Origin of the sequence: Rhizobium sp. CFBP 13644 (assembly GCF_014842165.1) — a bacterium.
GTDB lineage: Bacteria > Pseudomonadota > Alphaproteobacteria > Rhizobiales > Rhizobiaceae > Agrobacterium > Agrobacterium tumefaciens_C.
Genome location: NZ_JACYVF010000011.1, coordinates 98,984 through 120,851 on the forward strand (window position 1 = coordinate 98,984; position 21,868 = coordinate 120,851).

Genomic DNA, 21,868 nt, shown 5'->3' on the forward strand with positions numbered 1-21,868 from the left:
CTTTTGTAATAAATAACTGGGCGTACACCAACAAGAGACAGGTCCGCGTTTGACCAGTAGTGAAGCAAGCGACCCCCGAATTTGACGTGCGTATTTTTGGAAAGGTGGAGGTAGTGGAAATATCGGGTCTGCCCTTAGCATCGAGTAAGAAGCTTGCCTTATTCCTCGACGGAACGTGGAATGCAGTTGGCACGAACACAAATGTGTGGCGTCTCCGCTCCCTTTGCGCAGACAAGGACACCGAAGGCCGTCAGCAGCTTCGATATTATGACACGGGAGTTAACGGCGTCATTGGCGGCGGCTGGGGTAAAGGCCTAACCGAAAAAGTGCAGGAGGCCTACAATTGGCTTGTCGATAATTACGAGGACGGCGACCAAATCTTTATCTTCGGGTTCAGTCGCGGCGCCCACACGGCACGGAGCCTTGCCGGATTTATTTCTATCTGCGGGCTTTTAAAACCAGGCGGAGCGCTGGGGGTAAATCAGCTGTATGATCGGTACCGTAACGACGATGACCGCACGATCTACAAACTTCCTACCTTTGACGCCCAGACCATGACGCTCGAAGAGCGCTGGATGCTGAAGTATTCGCGACCGGTAGCGATTGAAATGGTCGGAGTCTGGGATACGGTTGGTGCGCTCGGCGTCCCAGCTTTCAGTCTCGCCGGCATCAGCTCTTCAACGCTCAAGTTTCATCATACCGGTCTTCGGAAACCAGTCAGGCACGGGTTTCATGCACTCGCAATTGATGAGCACCGAGCTAAATTTGCGCCAACACCCTGGACAATCAGAACAAAGACGGGCGCTCCAGCAGCAGCTCCAATGAGGGCTGTAGAGAGCGTCGAACAACGCTGGTTCGTAGGCGCTCATGCGAACGTGGGTGGCGGGTGCTTTAATGACACGCTGGCGCAAATACCGCTCCGATGGATGATGGAAAAAGCGGCAAATCTCGGACTAGCTTTTCGCAATGAGCTTGAAATGGATGGTGATGAACATCTCGGCGCGATCTCAGACTCTTACAAAGAGTTCCTCAGGGGGACATATTCTTGGGTGAAAAAGCGGGACTACCGACCTATCGCACCAGAACCGTTCGGTGATTCGACTGGAACTCACACGAGGGTTAACGAGACAATCGATGGTTCCGTTTTTGCAAAATGGCGTGACGATAGCAAATACCGCCCACCAAATCTCGTAGAGTGGGGAAAGCGAAAAGGGGTCAATCCTGCGGAAATTCATAGTTCCATAAGGGCGAACTCGCCGGGTATCGCTGCGCAGTAATCGAAATAATTTGCGTTTTTGAATTCTCAACGATGAAAGAAGCGATTGCCTAGTTTCGATCATTGAAATGGTCGGAGCGTGAACACAGCGCTCCGATTTCCCTAAGTTGTGCAAGGACAACGAACGCTGAAGCACAACTGCTCTACTGTATGGTAGTGCACGGCTCGCCTTCCACGTTGACGAAGTGAAAAGTCATGTTTTCTCAAGCATAATCGGAGCCAACGTTTTTTGGATCAGTCGCCACCGTCGTCATTCGACATTGAGTACCATCTTCAAGAAATCGAGAAAATAACTGCTGTGCTGTCAAGAATGCCCAGTGACCATCTCGGACCACAGGGTACAACAATTCCAGATATCGAATGGTATGCGCTTGGCGCAATCAAAAAGACAGCTTCGCTCAGCCATGCGTTTTGTACTCTCGTGAGAGCGAAAAACACATTATCAGCTGCCGCCCTCGTCAGGTTGCAACTTGATACGGCCATGCGCATGTTCGGCCTTACTCTGGTCGAAGATGTAGAAGCTGCCGGCATTTGGTTGATGGATGACAATATTTATCGAAAGCTCAAGGCGCGCACGGGGGAACCTTTGAGCGATGCATTTCTCCATCGAAAATTGAATGAAGAGTACCCCGGCCTGTCAGAAGCATATGAGGCAGCTTCTGCTTACGTACATTTGTCGGGGCGGCACATAAAAACTGGACTTTGGTCTCGAGAAGGAACCAAAACCTTATTCTTCAACCTTCACGGCACGGATGATACGCGGCCTGATGAATGGTTTGCCGATATCATTGACGCTTTTGATCAAGCTACTAGGCTGACAGCTGACCTTACTTCTCAATTTCTGAACAAACGCTCCCGCGACCGGAGAAGGATCTGAAGTATCAGGATGCCTTAGATAAAATATTTCGGTGCTCGATCAGTCTTGCAAACCTCAGTCGACATCATCTGATGATTGTTGAGGTCAGTGCTACGTTATCTGCACAGCCAGCCGCTGGTCAGTTTCGAAAAGGAACAGATACGACATTCGATCGGGGTACGACGGTGATGAATTTCTGCCAATGTAAGCTTTTCTCGCGGTATTGTACTGCGTCAAAAAGCCACGAGGCGTTCCCTTACGACCAATCGAAGATCAAGTATCTGATCGGACTATAAAATTATGGGTAAATATGGCCACTGAGACTAGGGTGGCGAGGGTTCGATTCCACTCAAGGCGTGGGAAGAAGAAACGTAAGGGTAAATATTTTCCGTTAAGTGCCCGCGGTCGCTCGCATCTCGACGCCAAGCAGCCGCTCACGCGACAGCAGATAAACGGCTCAGGCTATCCGAGTGAACTGGGTACGACATAGGACGCTGGCTCAATCGCTTTGCGTTGAACGATAAAAAATTCCAGCCCCTGACGATACTGAGATTTTAGAGCACGACGTCCTGTCTGGTATCAAGGGGCATTCTGAACGTGAAGCATGTTCGGCTCGTGTCTGACGAGACTTGAAGAACGCCGCCATGTGCCTTTGCAATCTCACTTGCGATATATAGGCCGAGGCCCAAACCTTGCTTGTTAATATTATCTCCGCCCCGGTAAAATGGCTGAAACAAACGCTGCATTACGGCTTCTGGTATCGGCTCCCCGCCGTTGCCTACTGTGAGCTGAAACTCGTTCTCCATCACCATTGCAGATACAGTTACAGGCTCTTCCGCTGCACCGTGAGTGATCGCGTTTCCAAGCAGGTTCGAAAGCAGTTGTTCCAAGCGGGTCTGGTCTACATTTATAGACCGATGCAAACTAAATTCTGTCTGGATGGTCCGCTCTGGATGCGCGGCTTGGATTTCGTTGACGATTCTCGCAAGCAGGGGCTCGATCCGTCCTCCCCGTGTTATTTCCAGGCCGATCCCATTCCCCAATCGACCGCGCGCAAGATCCAACAAATTATCGATGAGGCTACCCATGCGCTGTACGCTCTCACCCATAAGCCGCAATATCCTTGTGGACCTTTGGTCAGTCGCTTCCTTTACGATAACTCGCAAGCCGGCGGACATGGAAGCCAAGGGATTTCGCAAATCATGACCGAGCACGGCTATGAACTGTTCGCGCTCGCGGGCAATTCCGGCTAGTTCCTCGTTCGCTTTTTTCAAATTATCCTGTGCCTGCCTGGCCTCAGTGACATCGAAGATAACACCAACGTAACGTTGACCGCTGGTTTCGCTGTCAACGACATATTCTCCCCGACGCGCTAGCCACCGCACTTCGCCGTCATCAGCGCGCCTGACCCGGAACTCGATGCTCCGCGGTTCCTGACGCCCGTCTGGATCGCTCAGATTGATAATGCGCTCATCATCCGGATGGATGAGATTGTTCAAAATTACGACCGGTATAACGCGCGACGGGTGCAATCCAAATAGTCGACAGAATTGTTCCGAGACATTGACAGTCGCCCACCCTACCTTGTGTTCGAACGTCCCTATACCCCCTGCGGATTGTGCGACGCGCAGTTCCTCGGTGATCCGCTTCTGGTCTGTGATGTCTATCAATATTCCAACGAAGCTGACGGGCTCATCATCCTCGTCGAATATGGCGCGGCCTCTGGCGTGAACCCATCGGTATCCACCCTCTGCCTTCAGCAACCGATACTCTTTCGAGAAGACCTCCGAACCAGCCAACATTCCAGCCACGGCAAGTTTGACCCGCGTGAGGTCGTCAGGGTGGATCGACTTGAAAAAATTGTCGGTCGACACGCCGTCAGCGAGAGCGACAGGGTCTTGTTGCGTAACAGCCGCGAAACGGACGTCTGCAACGAGCCTTGCTCGGCGGATATCCCATTCCCAGGCGCAAGGCGCTCCTGCTACGTCTAAAGTGAGCTCCAATTGCCGACGTACCATCGCAAGTTCCCGGCGCGTGCGCTCCAATTCCGGGTTATCGTCAACGATGGCGGCCATCAACCACACGCAATCTACTCATGCCATTACCCGATCAATAAAGTCAGCGATGAGCTTTTTCAGCTTCTCCAAAGACGGCAGGTCCATCAACATCGCAATATAACCTCGGATCTCTCGATCCTGGACCGAGAAGTTGATGTAAAGAAACAGAACAAAACTTTCATCAGCAGCGCGGTCGAGAACTCCAAACAAGGCGGTGCTTTCGCCGCGATGCACCTCGGGAAGTGACATTTTAAGGGAGTGTTGCAACATGTTGGCCATTGAACCAAGGCAACCGTTCAAGATGACGTTGCCGGTTTCAGCCAAAGCCTCATCTTCCATCTCCGCGAGATCTGCCTCGTCCATTTCATCGCCGACAATCGCGCGCGCTAGGGAAAGGCCATTGCTCTCGGGAAAGATCAGCATGGCACGGCCGGAAAACGGGCCTTCGAATTGCTGCTGGACAGCGATAAAGTCTTCGCTCTCTCGTTGCCCAATCAGAGAGGCAGCGGACCGTCTCGTGACAATTTCGACGGAAGGGACCGATAGGATCACCTGCTTATTGACCATCTTGCGCAGGCTCGCTGCTGCGCGGCTAACGCCGATGTTGACAAGCTCGGTCAGCGCGTCTCGTTCAAGTTCGTCGAGGGCAGCAGTGTTGTCAGTCATGCCCGGGCCTTCCTGAGCCGAAGGGCGGCTCCAGAGATGAAGCCGCTGATGGCATCCTCCGTCACCGGTTTTGCAACGAATGTGGCATTCAGCTCGCGAACTCTTGCAATGATCTCATCTTGGACATTGGCCGTGATCACGGCGATTGGCATGTTCGGATGGGACGCGCGCAGCTCAGCTGCAAGCTCAAGTCCATCTTTATCAGGCATGTTGAAATCAAGAAGCGCGAGATCAATCTTCTGACCAGCAACGATGGCCAGAGCGTCTGCAGCATTTGCGGCTTCAACCCTTGTCCAATCGGGTTGCAAGGCTACAACTGCCTTGCCAGCAACGATCCGAGCAAGCTTGCTATCATCCACAATCAGAAAGTTTACTGTCATATTGCCCCCAATAAACGCGGTGACCTTCATCCCCGTACACGTGTTACACTTATTTTCATGGCGAAGTTTACGCAAGTTCGCCATTATGGTTTTAGGCCTTGGTAATACACGAAAAGGCCAGATAAAATTCGACTAACTGACAAAGACGAGGGCTGATTCCCGTTTATCTTCGGGCGGAAAACCATCAGCGCCTGCCAATGGGCTGTATGAATGGCAGTGGCACCAGCAAGATCGACGACACCGTCCGGTTGATCTTCGAGAAAGCCAACGAGCGTCTCGACTTCATCGACCCCGCAGGCACCGGCCATTATAATGGAATTTCCGTCGCGGGTGACCGTCATTGCATTAATCCCTGGATATCGAGCACAAGCATAACTTTTCCGTCGCCGAGCAACGTGGTGCCGGATATGCCCTCAACACCTTGCAACAAGCCGGATAAAGGTCGCGTCAGCGTTTCGGCCCGCTCTGCGATCCCGTCGACGGCGATCCCTATCAGGTCTTCACCAATTCTCACGATCAGAACCTTCAAGTCCTCGGGAAGGGGCTGCTTCTTTGACAATTGAAGCAAATCGGAGAGATAAAGCAGGGGCACCGTCCTGTCGCGAAGGATGAATGCGGGGTTGCCTCTGACCAACTGAACGACAGTGGCTGCCAGCTTATGCGTTTCGAGGACGTCAGTGATCGGTATGCCATAACGTTCACTGCCGACTTCAACCACCATCAACTGGGTCATCGAGAAGCTGATGGGAAGCTTCAATATGAAGGCCGTACCTATCCCTGCGGTGCTCTGCATTTCGAGCGCTCCGCCCAAACTTTCGACGGAGCGCCGAACGACGTCTAACCCGATCCCTCGACCCGACAGCTCTGAGACAGAGGATGCGGTCGAAAATCCCGTAGCAAAGACCAGTTGGGATACGTCTCTTTCGGATAGAGCAGATGCTTCGATCGCTGATATGAGACCGCTGTCGATTGCTTTTTGTCGAATATGCTCAGTCTGCATACCCCGGCCATCATCCTTGAGTTCGATCTCAATTTGATCCCCGCGTTTCTGCGAACGAAGGAGAAGGCACCCCCGTGCTGGCTTGGACGCCAGCAGTCGCTCTGCTTTAGGCTCTATGCCGTGATCGAGACTGTTTCGAACAAGATGGAGCAGCGGCTCGAACAGGTTTTCAACGATTTCGCGGTCAGCTTCAACGGTTTCGCCGTCGATAACGAGGTCGACGGCTTTGCCGAGTTGTGACGCAGTCTCACGCACCAATCTCGGAAACCGGCGAAAGGTTTGTTCCAGAGGGACCATGCGTGCTCGGGTGACGGCGCTGTAGAGCGACGCCACCAATCGCTCAATTTCCTGGTGACTGGACCCTATGCGTCTGGCAAGCGCTCGGTTGCCAATCTTGCTGGCCGCTTCTGCCAAGGGGGCAAGGCCATTTTTTGCCGTGATAAGTTCGCCGGCAATCTCGATCAACTTGTCTATACGGGCCGGATCAACACGCATCGTCGTTGCTTGGCGTTCGCCGCCCCTCCCTGAAAATACGCTGGGTTCTGAGAGAGTTGCTCGCTCGATTTCTTTTTGTAGCGGCACCAAAGTCACCTGATCGGGAATGAGGCGAAAAAGAGCCCGAACCTCCTCGGGTGGTTCATTGCAGACCGCCTCGATCACCATGTCGCAACAAAAGGGATCGTAGTCCTGAACTGCGGGAGATGCCTGCTTCAGGGAAAGTTCGAGGTGTAGAAGATTGGGTAGCCGCGAAATCATCGCGAGTGGGTCGTCGCCGTTAAAGAAGCACTCCGGATGAGGTTCGTAACGGATGGCAAACAAGGTGCCATCGCTATGAGCAGTGGGAAGGCGCGTCCGCAACGCAATCGCCCAATCCGGGACAGCATTGATCTTGCCTAATTCTCCAGCGGTTTCGCGCTCCATCGTTTCACGCGTCAGCTGCCGGAGGAGCCGTGGCGCCTGCGCCTCGTGCATTTCTAGGAGACGCCCGGTCTCCATGATGCCTTCGATGCTGCCGTCGACCCACTCGATCACAGCCAGAAGCGTATCGACAAGAGCCGGATTGACGACGATGGCACTAGCTCGGGCCTGAGACAGAAGATCTTCCGCGCGATGCAGAACACCTTGCATCGGCCCGAAATCGAAGAGCCCGACCGAACCCTTGAGCGTGTGGACCGCCCGAAACACGCTTTCCAACCGCTCGCGGTCGTCTGGATTTTGCTCAAGCGCTAGAAGATCGTCCGAGGCGTGCTGGACCAGTTCGCGTGCCTCAACGGCGAATTGTTCTATCAACTCATCCATCGCTTAGTCTCACAGCTTCTCGATAAACAATGGCGTCGGGAAATCGAACAGCCTCAAACGTTTCAGATATTCGCGACATCGATTCTGTGTGGCCGAGGCAGACATAGCCGCCAGGAATGAGCAATTCATGAATGTTGCGCGCCGCCACCTCACGCGCCGCCTCATCGAAATAGATCAGCAGATTTCGGCAAAATATCACATCGAAACGACCAAGTGCCACGAGGCTTTGCCGGTCAACGATGTTGCCTTTGGCGAACGTTACGGACTCCCTTAGATCGCGGATCAATTGGCGCTGCTGATTTTTTTCCGGCTCGAAATAACGGTTACGGACTTCCTCAGGCAGCTTCGAGAGAGATCGTTGCCCGAAACAACCGTCTACCGCTTGGCTTAGTATGGCCGTATCAATGTCCGATCCTACAATCTCGATATTATAGGCATCAACCAGTGGCCAGTTTTCAAGAAGCCATATCGCAATCGAGTACGGTTCCTCGCCGCTTGAGCACGGCATTGACCACATACGTATACGATCACCTGGCCCTTTTTTCCGAACAATTTCCGGAAGGATCGAATTGCTCAGGCAGGCCAGCTGGTGCTGCTCGCGGTAGAAATAGGTTTCGTTGACGGTGAAGCTGTTGATGAGCAACTCCGTCTCGTTCAGGTCGCTCCGCAATATGGAGATGTAATTTTTAACCGAATGGGCCTGCCGCTGATCAATAAGGTCCGTGATCCGGCGCTCGATGTAATAGCGTTTCGTCTCGCCGAAAACCATTCCGCTGCGCTTGTAGATGATTGCGCAAATCTCCTCGAGATCTCCCAGTGAAAGTGGGACGCTGCTGATGTTTGCCGGGGCCACCGGACGAATCACCATCAGCGAAACCGATCCAACAAAGTCAGTCCAATCTCGTCGACTCGTTTGATTTCGTTCGCTCCGCCGAGCCGCACCAGTTCGCCCGGCATACCCCAGACAACCGCGGTCTCCTCAGCTTCGGCAATGGTATAGCCGCCAGCTGCCCGTAGCTCGGTCATGGCCGCGGCGCCGTCATTTCCCATGCCGGTCATCATCACCCCGACCAGATCGGCTGCCGGAACGTGCTTCATGGCTGAGCGCACCATCCGTTCCACGCTTGGATGCCATCGGTAGGTCTGCTCACTTGGAGCAGCCATCGCAACCAGAGCTCCGGCGCGTGAGCCAATCAGAATGTCCGCGTCTCCCTTGGCAATATAGATATTGCCTGGTTCAAGTCTGGTCTGCCGCGTGACTTCCGAGACTGTCAGCGCACATAACTTATCAAGGCGTCGGGCAAGCGGTCCGGTAAATGAGGCAGGCATATGCTGCGCGACGACAACCGGCCAGGGAAAGTCACTTGGCAACTCCCCGAGCACTGCGTCCAATGCTGGTGGACCGCCGGTCGACGTCCCGATCAAAACAAGGCCGGGCTTTCCGACTAAGAGCGCCGATTGCCGCGGCTCGGTTCTGCGAGCTCGTGTCGCTATGCTTTGGGGTGAAGCCATCGGTTGAACTAGGCGAACGCGTTCGGCAAGCCGCCGACTGCGGCGAATACGCACTGCTGCGGCCGTACGAACCTTCTCAACGAGACGCGGGGTCAATTCGTCGATCCCAAGTGAAATTGCCCCGCCCGGTTTGGCGATAAAGTCGACTGCGCCCATTTCAAGGGCGGCCAAAGTCTCCTCAGCACCGTCTTCCGTAAGCGACGACACCATCACCACGGGGCATGGATGCTCAAGCATGATGCGATCAAGACAGGCCAAGCCATCCATCAGCGGCATGTGGATGTCGAGTGTCACCACGTCCGGTCTGAAGCTTGAAATGATCTTCAGGGCTTCCGTTCCGTCACGGGCAAATTCTATCTCGAAGTCTTGCTCAGCCGAGAAAATCTGGCCAAGCAGTTTCCGCATCAGGGCGGAGTCGTCAACGACGAGGAGACGGATCAAACCGCCACCGCCGTCTCTTGATGGGCGATCGCTGCCACCACATCCCGTTCCGCTCGCGTCAGAAGCTCTTGCGGATCGACCAAAAGGATCATCCGGCCTTCCGCCTCGATGTGAGCGATGCGATCGAAGACCCCGGTTTGTTCCGAGGAGAATTCGGGCGCGGCGGACAACGCGGCCAAAGGTACGGCTTTTAACTCGGAGACCGCGTCCACGACGAAACCCGCCTGGAGCGCCCCAAGCGTAACGACGATCGCGCGTGCCTTGGTGCTTTGCGTGGAGTTCGGCGTGTCGAAGCGGCGGCGCTGGTCGATCAGCGGGATGGCCTTACCGCGCAGGTTGATCACGCCCATGACGAAGGCAGGGACGCCGGGCACGCGGGTAATCTCTCCAGGAACGCGGATGACTTCGTCGACCGATCCAACAGGAAGCCCGTAATGTTCTTTGCCGAGCTGGAAGATCAGGAACTGTTCAACGGCATCATCTTGTTCAGCTTTTGTCTCCATCGACTTGGCTCCCGTGTTCTGGCTGAGGGCGTGAGCGACCGCATGATGACCGAAGAGTTTTTCTGGCGACAGAATGGAAATCAGCATTCCGCCCTCGGCAATTCTGCCAATCGCCTCGATCTGCGCATCGCCGCGGCCTCTTTGAAGCACGGCCGGCACAGCGTCGATCGCCTGTTCGTCCAAACGGTGGATGACGTCCATCTCGTCGACGACGAGACCGATTAGCTCGCCATCACTCTCGATGATGACGATACGGGAGCTACTATCCATACTGCGGAGAGGATCAAGTCCCATCAGAGACGCAAGCGAAACCAGGGGAAGGACGCTTTCACGCATCGCTATGAGGCCGATGACAGCATCCGATGCGCTCGGAACAACGGCAAGATCGCCGCCAAACGCGGTAACTTCGCGAACATATTGCAGTGGCAGGCCATAGAGCTGACCCGCTACCCGGAACGACAGCAGTGGCCTTAGTTTAGCGCTGGCCTGTTCCGTTGAAAATTGATTGGAGTAGCCTGCCCGCTCCACCGGCGCTCGCCGTGCAACCATGAACGCAACGTCCAAAAGCTCACTGAGATCCTGAAGCGACGTTGCCGTATTGTCTCCCGAGAGCCGGATCACGTCGTCGACCAGAAGTCCCACCCAACCGCCGTGATCGTAAATGATTATCTTGGCATCATCTTGAGCGATTTTGCTGCCACCATTCAGGATCTGGTCCATTGACAGAACTGGTATCGGCAGGCCGCGAAGGTTGGCTATGCCTTTCAATGACTTGGGACCACGTGGGACCCGGGTTATATGCGGCACTCTGATGATCTCTCGTACGAGGCCTGCATTAACCTCGTAATTTTTCTCGCCAACACGGAATATCAAATGGCGCTTCGCGTCTGCCGCTGGTGAGGCTTTCATAGCATCAGTTTCCCGACAGTTGGAGTTCATCCGCAAGCGACGCAATTTCCTCGACCGCGGCTGCCAGGTCCTCCGCTCCGCGCGATTGCTGTCGCGCTGCGGTGGCGGCCTCTTCAGAAGCCGCACTCGCCTCCTGAGCAGCCGCCGCGATTTGCTGTGTCCCTGCTTGTACTTCTTTTGCTGCGACGAGAATCGCCTGCGTTGCATCAAGGATCGACGCGTTGCTCCGCGCCATCACGTCCACGTCGGCTTCGGCCAATTGCAATCGATCGACAATCTGCTTGTTTTTGGAAATCTCCGCTTCAGATGCCAATGCGATCAGCTCAAGCTCTCGATGGACAGCGGCAATCTGGAGCTGGATCTGCCTCACCGTGTCCTTGACGCCATCTATATTCTCTGCGGCATCCTGGGCGAGCTTCCGGATATCGGTCGAAACGATCGCAAAACCACGGCCCGCATCGCCCGCTCTTGCCGCCTCGACTGAGCCACTGACTGCCAACATGCTCGTTTGCACCGCGACAAGCACGATCCGGTCAATCGTGCGCTCAATCTGAAAACCGATCTCGCCAAGCGTATTCAGCTCCACCAATGCGTTGCGGGTTTCCTCAAGGGCATCGGACACGCCAGATGCTATGCCGTTCAACCCCGTCTTGTTCTTGGCCAGAAGCGTCTTGATCTCGTCGGCACGCTTGGTAGCCTCCTTGGCACTTTCCTGGGTTTGGGAGGCGCTCTTTTCGATTTGCGTCATCGCGGTGTTTGCTTGCTGCGTGGCAGCGGCCTGTGCTTCCGCACCACGGCTGATTTGCTCGATAGCGACAAGGATTTCGCCAGCAGCACCAGAAAGCTCCTGAACGGTTGCCGACAGTTCTTCGGCAGCAGAGCTCAGCTCCTCCGCCCGCGATGCGCGGCCGCTTTCGTTCATCAAGTCATCGGCGAGTGTCGCGAGCGACTGTGCAGTCTGTTGGCTTTCTTCGAGAGCCGCGCTTTGCTGTTGGACGGCTCTTTGAGCCTGCGCCGCCGCAGCCGACTGCTGCTCCGCCGCGGCTGCGACGGCTTCAGCGCCTTTTTGTGCTTCCCTGGTCGCCACCTCAGCCTCAACCGCGGCAATCAAGATCATCTGGCTATTTTGGGAAAGGCCGATGAGACCAGAACGTATAGTATGGAGGTCGTTGGACACTATTTGGCCCGAAACAGTTTGTTCCTGCGCCTTGCTAGCAGCCGTCTTTATGCGGTCTGCTATCCGGCGAACGCCATCGACTATGACGGCTGCATGTTGGCTGACATCGCGCGAGCTGCGCTCAGCGATTTCCGCAAGCGATCGGACTTCGTCGGCAACGACGGCAAATCCGCGACCGTTGTCGCCCGCGCGTGCCGCCTCTATTGCAGCATTCAGTGCCAGAAGGTTGGTGCGATCCGAGATATCGGCTACCGCGACGGTGGTCGCGCCGATGTTTTCGGCTTGCGATTGCAGCCTGTCTGTGACGGTCACGGACGCGATTTGCCGGTGAGCATTGGCATCGATGGCGGAAATAGAAGCATCGATGTGACCGGTGGATTCCAAAAGCGAAGCCTGAAGCTCTTCGGTGCGCCTGCGCGCAGCTTCAGCTTCAGACCTCGCGTCAGAGAACCTAGAAAATAAATGCGTGGTAGCCGAAAGCGACTGATGCGCTGCTCCTGCTGCTTCCTCAGCGCCACTGGCAATCTGCTCCAGAGCCCGGCGCAGTTCTTCAGCGGCTGCTGCAGCTTCCGAGACGCCTTTCGTCAATTCCTCCGTCGAAGTCCCTATCCGCTCGGCGGCTTTCTGCTGCCGGACCCGGGACCGGTCCTGAGATCGATTTGTTAGTGGTTTTGCGGCAGGAACTATGGACGAAGTTGAAGCCTCCTTCGCTAGGCCTGCTTTTGCGCCGAGTTGAGACGTTTTCACGAGTGCCATAGGTTGCCCATCCTTTTACGCTGAAATCGCACACGCGACGAAGGTTGCCGCTCGTTGATTAAATGCCAAGTACCCTATTTCCTATGACCCAAGGATGGGGACAAAGCAAACAATTCGAACATCAACTACTGCGGTTTGGACTGCGCCAGTAATCTGTCCGGATACCTACAACAAGAGCGCAAAGAATGCCCGCATCGTTCAAGGTGTCACATGCTTCGGCATTTATTCGATTTCGCTCTATCCGCCCCACCACGCGACCGAAGTCAGGATCCGCATCCACCGTCTCGATCATTACCTAGTCGCTCGTGATCATCGAATGACGAGTGCGCGCGACGAATTTGTGCGGGTCAATATCTCGTCGTAGAGCGTCTTGCTGTTGCAAGGGCGTGCTAGTGTCTAGGGCATCTGGAACTATCACATTACCCAGATCACGTCGGCATTCAGTTTTAATTGAAGACATGACTACAGCTAACATAGAGGCTAACGAACGCCCGAACGTCAAGGCATTATGTTGCCTTGCGAGGGCAGCTTTACAGCAAAGTTATCTTCAACAAATTGTTTGTATAGAACAATAGCTTCATCATCCTTGGGGTATCAGGAACAAACCACCGTCCTGTAGCTTTAGGGTGCATGAAAACCGCAGAATTCGAGCAGCTTGTTAAACCCATCGCCCTTATCGTCGACGACGAGCCGCTCATCCTCTTGGATACGGCCGATATGATTTCGGATGAGGGTTACTCGGTCGTGGAAAGCCTACACGGCCGACCAGGCGTTCGCTTTCCTCGACAGACATTCAACACTCCAGCTTCTTTTCACCGACGTTCAGATGCCCGGCGACGTGGACGGCTTCCGTCGGGCGCGCATCGTAGCGGAGCGCTGGCCGCACATCCGTGTCGTGATATCTTCCGGGGCGGTCGTTCCTGGTCCAGGCGATCTTTCAGGCAACGCAAAGTTCATAGTCAAATCGTTAATGGCCGAGCTCGTTCATCAAACACTGGTAGAGCATGGCTTCCGCAAAACAAGACGCTGATGACTCCATTTAGCTTCCGCGACTGACCGGGATCGTATCCCGAAAGCATAGGACCTTCGATGGTGACCCGGTATTTTTTCGATGTCCACAACGGCGACGGGGAAATGATTGACGTTCACGGCATGCTATTATCGTCAGCAGATGACCTTCCCAGAGAAGTGGGACGCATCATGGCCGATATCGCGAGGGACGAGTTACCTTACGATGACCACCGAGGGATTGTGACCGTGAAAGTGAGAGATGAAGGAGGTCGAGCCGTTTCCGTCGGATCGCTGACCTATACCTATGAGCCGATCGACAGCTGATGTGCCAAATACTTCACTGCATAGACATTGGATTGGGCGATTTATTTTAGGAACTTCTAACTCCATAGTCTATTATGGCGAAACAGAATCTTGGGTGCCGCTTTTTATGTCTACGTCTACCACGAACTTCGCGGCGATCCTCAAGGGAATGCCTCAGCCATATTTGGTACTCGACACCGACCTTGCGATCGTCGGAGCCAGCGACGCATACCTTGCGCTGACCGACCGTACCCTCTCTGACATTGTCGGCCGAAATATCCTGGTGGCGTTCCCCGAGAACCCGGATGCCGAAGGAACCGTCGAGCAGGGACCGCTTGAGGTGTCGCTTCGGCATGTTCTCGAAACTGGTAGGCCGCACGAGATGGCTGTCATCCAGTACGACATCCCGCAGCCGGGCGGAGGGTTCGCGCAGAAGTTCTGGACCCCTGTTCATACGCCCGTCATCGGTCACGGCGGAAAGATCGAATAAATTATCCAGAACCCCATGGATGTCACGGAGAGCGTCCTGAAGGCAAAGGAGGCTGACGCCCGCCTTCGCGTCGCCCTCCATGCCGCCGACCTTGCCAGCTGGGAATATGAACCGGAGACCGATATCTGGAGGCGCAGCCACTCCGTCGACGTGATCTTCGGGTTCGAGCCTGGCCAGGGCGGTCCCGTCGCCGCGCCTTTCTTCGCAAGAATGCACCCCGACGATCTGCCTTCCGTCAGGCAGGTGGTCGCTGACTTCATGGCCTGTCCGGACAGAACGACAATGATGTTCGACTACCGGATCGTCCTGCCCTCGGGAGAGGTGAAGTTCGTTACGTCACGGGGAGAGGTTCTGCGGACCTCGACAGGGAAGGTACGCATGATCGGCGTATTGATGGATGTCACCGCGGACCGACTCAGGGAGGCGATACTCAGCGAAGCACTCGCCGCCCAGGCGGAACTGACCGAGCAGAAGGAGCTTCTTCTCGCCGAGGTGAACCATCGCGTGAAGAACAGCCTACAGCTGGTCGTCAGCACTCTGCGTTTGCAAGCGCGGACGCTGCAGGACCCTGCCACAAAAGCAGCTTTTGACTTGGCGATCTCGCGCGTCCGTGCCATCATATCCGTCCATGAACGGCTTTACCGAGACAGGAATTCACTCAGAGTGGATATGGCTGACCACCTTTCGAAACTCTGCCTCGATCTCGTCGCTGACGGATCACGTGCGATCACCGTCGACGCCGATGCTCTTGAGTTGCCAACTGAACGGGCGATCCCGATCTCGGTTATTGTCAACGAGTTGCTAGCCGGGGCGTTAAGAGGTGCCGACGAGGAGAAGCCGATCACGGTTTCACTGAAGACCGCCGCCAACGGGCAGATCAAGCTCGAGGTTTTGGGTGCGCAGTTGGTTTCACCGGTGGCCGACGGCGACCTCGGGAGTAGGCTGATAGCCACGATGGCAACACAGCTCGGAGGGGTGGTGGCAGCATCCAGTGCACGGGATGGCTACCGCTTCATGCTAGCCTTCGAGGGGACCGACCGATGACGGCTTTGCGGGTTATGATTGTCGAAGACGAAATGTTGTTGGCCCTCGACCTCGAGGACATGCTTCTGGACGCGGGCTACACGGTTGTCGGCCAGGCTTCCGACATGCCCCAGGCCCTGGCCATCGCCGAGAGCATGGACGGTGAAATCGACGTCGCCATCATGGACATCAACCTGGCACGCGGGTCGAACGGTGTCGAGACGGCCGCCGCGCTGAGGCAGCGTTGGAACATCCCGTCCCTGTTCGTCAGCGGAAACCTCGACGAGCGAACTCGACAGATGGCGATGCAGTGGCAACCGATCGGTTTCGTCGGCAAGCCCTATTCGGAACGCGAGGTCCTGACGGTGATCAGTTTGGCTGCCGTTTGACGAGCGTCTCATATTCGTCGCTTTGCAACGTGCGTAGGTACAAGCCCAATACACCCCGAGTTCTTCAGCCTAGGAAACCTTTTTAAAAAATCTAGCTGTCGACCTCCCGGCAGAACTGCGGCTGCCGCGTTGTATTCCTGTGACGTTTTGGACACGAAACCGCAGAAGGATTTCGACGACATTGCCAAGATCGCATCCACCAACGTGGCGGAACAGGTGCTGACGTGAGGTGACCGCGGAGAAAGGGTAAATATAGCACTGGATATCCGCTTGCCAAACATCCGCTGCTTTCCACGATGCAGACGCTGGGGCTTGAATATGCGGCACAAGATTTGAAGTAACGCTCTTGCGCAAAATGCTATGCTAGGAAGGTTATCCGTTACACGTCCAGCTTTCCTGACCCAGAGGCTGCAAAGCCGAAACGATAGAATCTTTTCGAGCGATCAGATCACCTCACTCGAGATTGCGCTCGCCGCCATCCTAGTGAATTAGGACGAATGCAAGTACGTTCAATTGGTGAACCGGTATTTCTCGGGTCCGCGGGTTGCACTCGACGGTTCAAGGATTTGGCCAAAACACACTACTGCAACGCGTTCCCCGGTGTTTTTCGCAATGTACATGTACTCATCAGCTCGATCGACGTAGGACTTGGCAGTATCATCCGACCGCAGAAACGTAACGCCAACCGCAGCACCGGTGAATGTGACCTGTCCATTGACCGGGATCGGTTTAAAAATCCGCTCCATCGTTTTCTGAAGATGGGACTGCAAATCGCCAGCAAGTTTTCGATCTATGTCGAGCATTACGACAAATTCGTCGCCACCGATCCTCGCAATAAAATCCGTCGCCCGAAAATTCTCTCTTAATCGGCTTGCGATCGTTCTTAGAACTTCATCGCCGGCCGAATGACCAAGCTTATCGTTGACTGTCTTGAATTTGTTCAAGTCGATGAATGCTAGCGCAAGTTTCCTGTCGTTCAGGAGGTTGCGCGCAACAGCGTCGGCGAGAACTTCATCGAAACGAGCTCGGTTGGGCAGGCCAGTAAGCGCATCGGTTCGGGCCGAGGTCTTGAGAGCGATCTCGATTTCAAGCTGCTGCCTGACGCGGGCGGAAACATCGATGATAACCTCAACGTCGAAAGATGCGCCGTCGATGACGGTGCGTTGCGCTGAGATCAAGGTCGGAATGATGGTGCCGTCTGCATATGCAATATCGACCTCTTCAAGCTCGTAAGAGCTTCTTCCGCCAAGAGACGATGACGGCGGTCACGCGCAGGATTATCAATCGCCGCGCCGCCAGCGGTAAGCTTTTTACCCTTGATATCATCCCACTTCAGCCCGGTGAGCCGGAGGTAGGCTCGGTTAACTTTGAGATAGCTTGATGTCTGTGTGTCGCTTGTCGTGATGGACATAGCTATCGGTGCAAACTCGAACATCCGCATTAGCATCGATATGAGAAGCCCGGTCGGCAATGCGTCGTCCGCTTCCGGCGCAGCGTCTCCAGCCAACATCTGATCAGGTTGGGTAACTGGCAAATAGATGGGGGCGTTCGCTGGTCCAAGCGCGTTGATCAAGCCGGCCTGTAGTCTAATGCCTGCGATCGTAGATAAATTCTCTAATTCCGCCCTTTTCGCCTCGAGCCTTTCTTGAACCAGGATCTCAGTAATGACACCATACCATTTGACAATCTTGCCTTTGACGTTGAGATGCGGTCTCGCGCGGCTGAGCATCCATCTCCAGTCATTGTCGCGAAACCTCATCCGGAACATCGTTTCAAATGGCTGGCCGGATGGCAACCAAGCAAGCCACTCCTGCCTCACCCGCAGACGATCATCGGGATGCATACGATCGTACCAATCTGCAATTCGGTCAGGCGTACTTTTCACTGAGCCATCGGGCGTCGGGCCCATGAAGTTGACAACGCCTTTTGCGTCGCTTGACCACGGTATGTTGGGGCTGAGCTCGATCGACCAGCGAGCATGATCTTCGGTTTCGCGTAAAGCTGTTTCAATTTCTTTGCGATTCGTCACGTCAATTGCCGTCACCGAAATTCCGATAGGTTCGCCAGCATCGTCGTCAACACGCTGATTTATAACCAGAAAGGCGCATTTGCTGCCGACCGGCTGGTACTCGTCAATTACCACAGTCTCGCCGCCGAGGACGCGATGCAGATCCTTGGTTAGCCGACGGGCTGCTCTGTCGGGCATAAAATTGTGAACGGTATGCCCAATCATGTCATCAGGACACAGACCAAGCATTTCTGCAAAGCGATCGTTAACGCTGACATGCCGCAGGTTCATGTCGAGGAAGCACAGGCCAATTGGGGCCGCCTTGTACAAAGCGTCCAAATGATGAACGCGTTGGAATAGCGAAGTATTAATGCCTCGTGGAGACAACGTCTGCTGCTTCCGAGTCTCCAGTAACTCCGCCGTTTGCGCGCCGTTGAGAGGTTTGCCAAACAACCAGCCTTGTCCCACATCACATCCCAGGCGGCGCAGCATGGTAGCTTGCTCCTCCGTTTCCACACCTTCCGCTACAACAGTCATACCTAAACTTTGTCCAAGTCCAATCACTGAAGCAACGATCTTACGGCTGCCGCTATCGTGCTGCATCGAGCGTACGAAGCTCATATCAATCTTAAGCTTGTCAAAGGGAAAGGCGTGTAACCGTGTAAGGCTTGCAAAACCGGTCCCAAAATCGTCTAGCGCGAGGCCTATGCCAGCAGATCTAAGAGAAGCGATCGTGGCGCGTACGGTCTGATCTTCCTCGAGTAAAGCACTTTCCGTGATTTCAATATGAATGCGGTTCAGTGGAAACCCTGTTGCCTGAACCGTTTTGGTGATGAATTCGAACAAGTGGGGGTCGCGAAACTGCGTCGGAGATAGGTTTATCGCAAGAACGAACGTTCCTGGCCACAGGGTAGCTTGCTGACAGGCTTCGGAAACGATCTTCTTCGTCAAAGCGTTGATTAGGTCGTTTGCTTCGGCGACAGCGATGAAACGCGCTGGCGAAATGGCGTTTCCGCATGTATCGGTCCAGCGGGCCAATACCTCGAACCCGACGATGGCTCCGCTTGATAAATCAACCAAAGGCTGAAATGCCGGCCAGATAGCCGGCGTGAATATCGCCCGCTTTAATTGATCGGCTATAACCTTCGCGACGTTCGTCACCGCAGGTTCATCAGCCCGTAGTCGCTCGACACGTTTGCCGCGACCGGTTTGCACGAATTTTCGTCGAGAAATCATAGCGCTTTCCACTCGTATGAAAGAACCATGTCAGCTTCTGCTTAAAATCTAATTAGCTTTCTGAAATATATGCTTATGATGTCGCCGAACTGAGCGGGTTAGGCAGATTAGGGGGGTGCCGATAAAAAGGGGGGCTGCTTCAAGATTTAAGGCAGGCTCTTACGATACTCGACGGGGCTAAGCGATCCCTGTGATATCTTGATACGCTTCTCATTGTACCAGCGGATAAAAGCGTCTACCTCGGCAACGAACTGTTCAACTGTGATGGCCTTCCAATCTCGTGGTAAAGATTTACGTTTTCAATCGGCCGAAGAAGCCTTCGCAGGCTTGATGTAAAGCTCAACGGCTTGAAGTCTGTCTGCTTAAGAATACTTGGACTACCTTCTGGTGGTCCAAGTTTTCGTCCGCATCCCCTAATTTTCATTGAGAACTGAGCCATGCGAACCTTCCCACAAAGCGGTGAATCTGGAGCGTCACATTGCCGAGACGGGCGGCATCTGAGCGTGAGCCGCCATCGTAGGGAGGGGTAAGGCGTCGTACATGAGCTCCTTCCTCAGTCTGCCACGCCAGCCGCTTGAGAGGTTTCCCATCAAAATCTTCATGTAACGAAATCCCTGATCGGATCGTAAACCTCCCGTTGCAACAGAGATTCAGATTCAACGCATTTTGGGAAGGCCAGAGCGTCGAAGTCAGCGAGGCTGCGGATTAGTTCCTAAGATAAAATCTTTGCCGGGATGGGCTCGCTGACCGAGTTCGGGAGCGACGAGAAGGGGTCCGCTCCAAGCTGGAGCCTTATAGCAACCGCCGCTGCCTTCTCCGAAGAACCAGACGCATTATGAATCAGGCCGCTCGTGAAGACGCCGTATGCGGCATCTGGCTTCGGCGAGAGGAAGCGCGATCGCATCTGAAGCGGGCGAGCTGAGCGCGAAGGGATGCGGCCTCCAAAGAAAGAGCGGCGCAGGCTGCGGTCGTTTCTTCAGCCATGGCGGCATTTTGCTGCGTCGCCTGGTCCATCGAGTTGACTGCGATATTGACCTCTTTCAGTCCGACAGACTGTTCCCGAGAAGCTTCCACAATGGCCCGGATGTTGCCGTCGATGTCACCGACCTCCGACACGATCGCCTGCAGGGCCTGCCCCGTCTGACCGACCAGCTCGACGCCGCTCTTCACGATCGCGTTCGACGTTGAAATCAAGGCCTTGATTTCCTTGGCGGCGGTCGCTGCGCGTAGCGCCAGGTCACGTACTTCCTGTGCGACGACAGCAAATCCCTTGCCAGCTTCACCTGCGCGGGCTGCCTCGACGCCGGCGTTAAGCGCTAGGAGGTTGGTTTGGAAGGCGATGTCGTCGATGACGCCGAGGATGCTCGAGATTTCCTTCGAAGATTTGTCAATGTCGTTCATGGCCGCCACAGCCATCGTGACGATCTTGCCGGACCTCTCGGCGCCGCTCTTGGTCCTTGCGACCAGCGTGCCGGCCTCTGCTGACCTCGCACTCGAATCTCCCACTGCGGTGGTGATTTCTTCAAGAGCTGCGGCCGTCTCCTCCAGCGAAGCTGCTTGTTGTTCGGTTCGCCTGGAAAAGCTGTCGCTCGACCCAGTGAGCTCTCCCGACGCTTCTGCAATCGCCACGGCGCTCTCTCCGATGTGGCGCATCGTTTCGTTGAGTTGGACTACGGCCGCGTTGAAGTTGGCACGAAGCTCCTCCATCGATGGCACAAAGGGTTGTTCGAGCGTCCCAGTCAGATCTCCTTCTGCAAGTGCGGCGAGACCGGTGTTGACCTGCTGGATTGCAGTCATGCGCTCGGTGACGTCGGTGGCGAACTTTACCACCTTGGTGACGCGCCCCGCCGAGTCAAGGATCGGGTTGTAGGCCGCCTGGATCCAGATATCGCGGCCGCTCTTCGACACCCGCACGAACTCGTTGGCGATAAACTCTCCCGCCGCCAGTCTTGTCCAGAAGGATGCGTAGTCGGAGGTCGTAACGTGATCCTTGCGGCAGAAGATCCGGTGGTGCTTCCCCGTAATCTCGCTCAGGGAGTAGCCCATTGTATTGCAGAAGTTCTTATTGGCGGTGATGATCTCTCCGTCGGGGGTGAACTCGATTACCGCCTGGGAGCGGGATATCGCGTCCAGCTTGCCCGCATCCTCCACCGCCTTTTCCTTCACCACCGTAATGTCGGCCGCGAACTTGACGACCTTGAAGGGCTTGCCACGTTTGAACACTGGATTGTAGGAGGCCTGGATCCAGATCTCCCGGCCGCCCTTGCCGACACGCTTGTACGTCCCTGCATCAAACGTCCCGGCGCCTAACCTGCTCCAGAACGCATTGTATTCTGCAGAATCTGTAGTGCCGGGCATGCAGAACATACTGTGGTGACGCCCGATAATCTCGTCCAGAGAGTAGCCGACCGCCTTGCAGAAGTTTTCGTTTGCAGAAAGAATATAGCCCTGGAGATCGAACTCGATCACCGCCTGCGACTTGGAAAGTGCTGCAAGAACATAGCTGTCGTCCCCGGACCCAAACCCAAACATTTATACCCTCACAATTTCCAGTTTCGTTAGAAGATGCTTTATTA

General features: G+C 54.9%; 18 protein-coding genes and 1 pseudogene. 6 read left to right on the forward strand and 13 right to left on the reverse strand.

Features of this window, described 5'->3' with window-relative positions; all coding sequences use genetic code 11:
- Positions 1-59: 59 nt before the first annotated feature.
- Both IFT53_RS21445 and IFT53_RS21450 read left to right on the forward strand, forming a co-directional pair.
- On the forward strand, positions 60-1,277 hold the full coding sequence (locus tag IFT53_RS21445) for a DUF2235 domain-containing protein (RefSeq protein ID WP_342365846.1): 1,218 nt from the start codon (positions 60-62) through the stop codon (positions 1,275-1,277).
- Positions 1,278-1,505: 228 nt separating this feature from the next.
- On the forward strand, positions 1,506-2,153 hold the full coding sequence (locus IFT53_RS21450; RefSeq protein ID WP_192067435.1) for a hypothetical protein: 648 nt from the start codon (positions 1,506-1,508) through the stop codon (positions 2,151-2,153).
- Positions 2,154-2,686: 533 nt separating this feature from the next.
- Here IFT53_RS21450 and IFT53_RS21455 read toward each other — a convergent pair.
- The 9 genes from IFT53_RS21455 to IFT53_RS21495 form a co-directional block, all read right to left on the reverse strand.
- Positions 2,687-4,207 carry a sensor histidine kinase gene (locus IFT53_RS21455; protein ID WP_192067433.1) on the reverse strand — a complete coding sequence of 507 codons (1,521 nt, stop codon included), beginning with the start codon at positions 4,205-4,207 and terminating at the stop codon, positions 2,687-2,689.
- A gap of 18 nt (positions 4,208-4,225) precedes the next feature.
- Positions 4,226-4,855 (reverse strand): chemotaxis protein CheX, encoded by a 630-nt coding sequence (locus IFT53_RS21460; RefSeq protein WP_192067431.1) that lies wholly within the window; start codon positions 4,853-4,855, stop codon positions 4,226-4,228.
- Positions 4,852-5,235 carry a response regulator gene (locus tag IFT53_RS21465; protein WP_192067565.1) on the reverse strand — a complete coding sequence of 128 codons (384 nt, stop codon included), beginning with the start codon at positions 5,233-5,235 and terminating at the stop codon, positions 4,852-4,854. Before IFT53_RS21465 ends, IFT53_RS21460 begins: the two co-directional genes overlap by 4 nt.
- Positions 5,236-5,318: 83 nt before the next feature.
- On the reverse strand, positions 5,319-5,576 hold the full coding sequence (locus IFT53_RS21470) for a hypothetical protein (RefSeq protein ID WP_192067429.1): 258 nt from the start codon (positions 5,574-5,576) through the stop codon (positions 5,319-5,321).
- Positions 5,573-7,534 carry a chemotaxis protein CheA gene (locus IFT53_RS21475; RefSeq protein WP_192067428.1) on the reverse strand — a complete coding sequence of 654 codons (1,962 nt, stop codon included), beginning with the start codon at positions 7,532-7,534 and terminating at the stop codon, positions 5,573-5,575. Before IFT53_RS21475 ends, IFT53_RS21470 begins: the two co-directional genes overlap by 4 nt.
- Positions 7,527-8,402 carry a CheR family methyltransferase gene (locus tag IFT53_RS21480; protein ID WP_192067426.1) on the reverse strand — a complete coding sequence of 292 codons (876 nt, stop codon included), beginning with the start codon at positions 8,400-8,402 and terminating at the stop codon, positions 7,527-7,529. Before IFT53_RS21480 ends, IFT53_RS21475 begins: the two co-directional genes overlap by 8 nt.
- Positions 8,402-9,487 (reverse strand): chemotaxis-specific protein-glutamate methyltransferase CheB, encoded by a 1,086-nt coding sequence (cheB, locus tag IFT53_RS21485; protein WP_192067424.1) that lies wholly within the window; start codon positions 9,485-9,487, stop codon positions 8,402-8,404. The genes IFT53_RS21480 and cheB overlap by 1 nt, the downstream gene beginning before the upstream one ends.
- Positions 9,484-10,929 carry a chemotaxis protein CheW gene (locus tag IFT53_RS21490; protein ID WP_342366660.1) on the reverse strand — a complete coding sequence of 482 codons (1,446 nt, stop codon included), beginning with the start codon at positions 10,927-10,929 and terminating at the stop codon, positions 9,484-9,486. The genes cheB and IFT53_RS21490 overlap by 4 nt, the downstream gene beginning before the upstream one ends.
- Positions 10,904-12,664, reverse strand: coding sequence for a methyl-accepting chemotaxis protein (locus IFT53_RS21495; protein ID WP_244656416.1), 1,761 nt, complete (start codon positions 12,662-12,664; stop codon positions 10,904-10,906). Before IFT53_RS21495 ends, IFT53_RS21490 begins: the two co-directional genes overlap by 26 nt.
- Positions 12,665-13,921: 1,257 nt before the next feature.
- On the opposite strand from IFT53_RS21495, the gene IFT53_RS21500 reads away from it, so the two are divergent.
- From IFT53_RS21500 to IFT53_RS21515, 4 genes are all read left to right on the forward strand, one after another.
- Positions 13,922-14,167 (forward strand): DUF6894 family protein, encoded by a 246-nt coding sequence (locus IFT53_RS21500; protein ID WP_197980333.1) that lies wholly within the window; start codon positions 13,922-13,924, stop codon positions 14,165-14,167.
- A gap of 106 nt (positions 14,168-14,273) precedes the next feature.
- Complete coding sequence (locus tag IFT53_RS21505; protein WP_192067419.1) at positions 14,274-14,636, forward strand: PAS domain-containing protein; 363 nt, start codon at positions 14,274-14,276, stop codon at positions 14,634-14,636.
- Positions 14,637-14,651: 15 nt separating this feature from the next.
- Positions 14,652-15,680: a histidine kinase dimerization/phosphoacceptor domain -containing protein gene (locus IFT53_RS21510; RefSeq protein WP_192067417.1), complete on the forward strand. Its 1,029-nt coding sequence runs from the start codon at positions 14,652-14,654 to the stop codon at positions 15,678-15,680.
- Complete coding sequence (locus IFT53_RS21515; RefSeq protein ID WP_192067415.1) at positions 15,677-16,048, forward strand: response regulator; 372 nt, start codon at positions 15,677-15,679, stop codon at positions 16,046-16,048. The genes IFT53_RS21510 and IFT53_RS21515 overlap by 4 nt, the downstream gene beginning before the upstream one ends.
- Before the next feature lie 509 nt (positions 16,049-16,557).
- Here IFT53_RS21515 and IFT53_RS21520 read toward each other — a convergent pair.
- From IFT53_RS21520 to IFT53_RS21540, 4 genes and pseudogenes are all read right to left on the reverse strand, one after another.
- On the reverse strand, positions 16,558-17,226 hold the full coding sequence (locus tag IFT53_RS21520) for a GGDEF domain-containing protein (protein ID WP_244656414.1): 669 nt from the start codon (positions 17,224-17,226) through the stop codon (positions 16,558-16,560).
- Positions 17,223-19,292, reverse strand: coding sequence for a sensor domain-containing phosphodiesterase (locus IFT53_RS23855; RefSeq protein WP_244656413.1), 2,070 nt, complete (start codon positions 19,290-19,292; stop codon positions 17,223-17,225). Before IFT53_RS23855 ends, IFT53_RS21520 begins: the two co-directional genes overlap by 4 nt.
- Positions 19,293-19,438: 146 nt before the next feature.
- Positions 19,439-19,619: pseudogene (locus IFT53_RS21535) on the reverse strand (IS3 family transposase); the annotation flags it as partial.
- Between the two features lie 513 nt (positions 19,620-20,132).
- Positions 20,133-21,824 carry a methyl-accepting chemotaxis protein gene (locus IFT53_RS21540; RefSeq protein WP_192067414.1) on the reverse strand — a complete coding sequence of 564 codons (1,692 nt, stop codon included), beginning with the start codon at positions 21,822-21,824 and terminating at the stop codon, positions 20,133-20,135.
- Between the last annotated feature and the right edge of the window lie 44 nt (positions 21,825-21,868).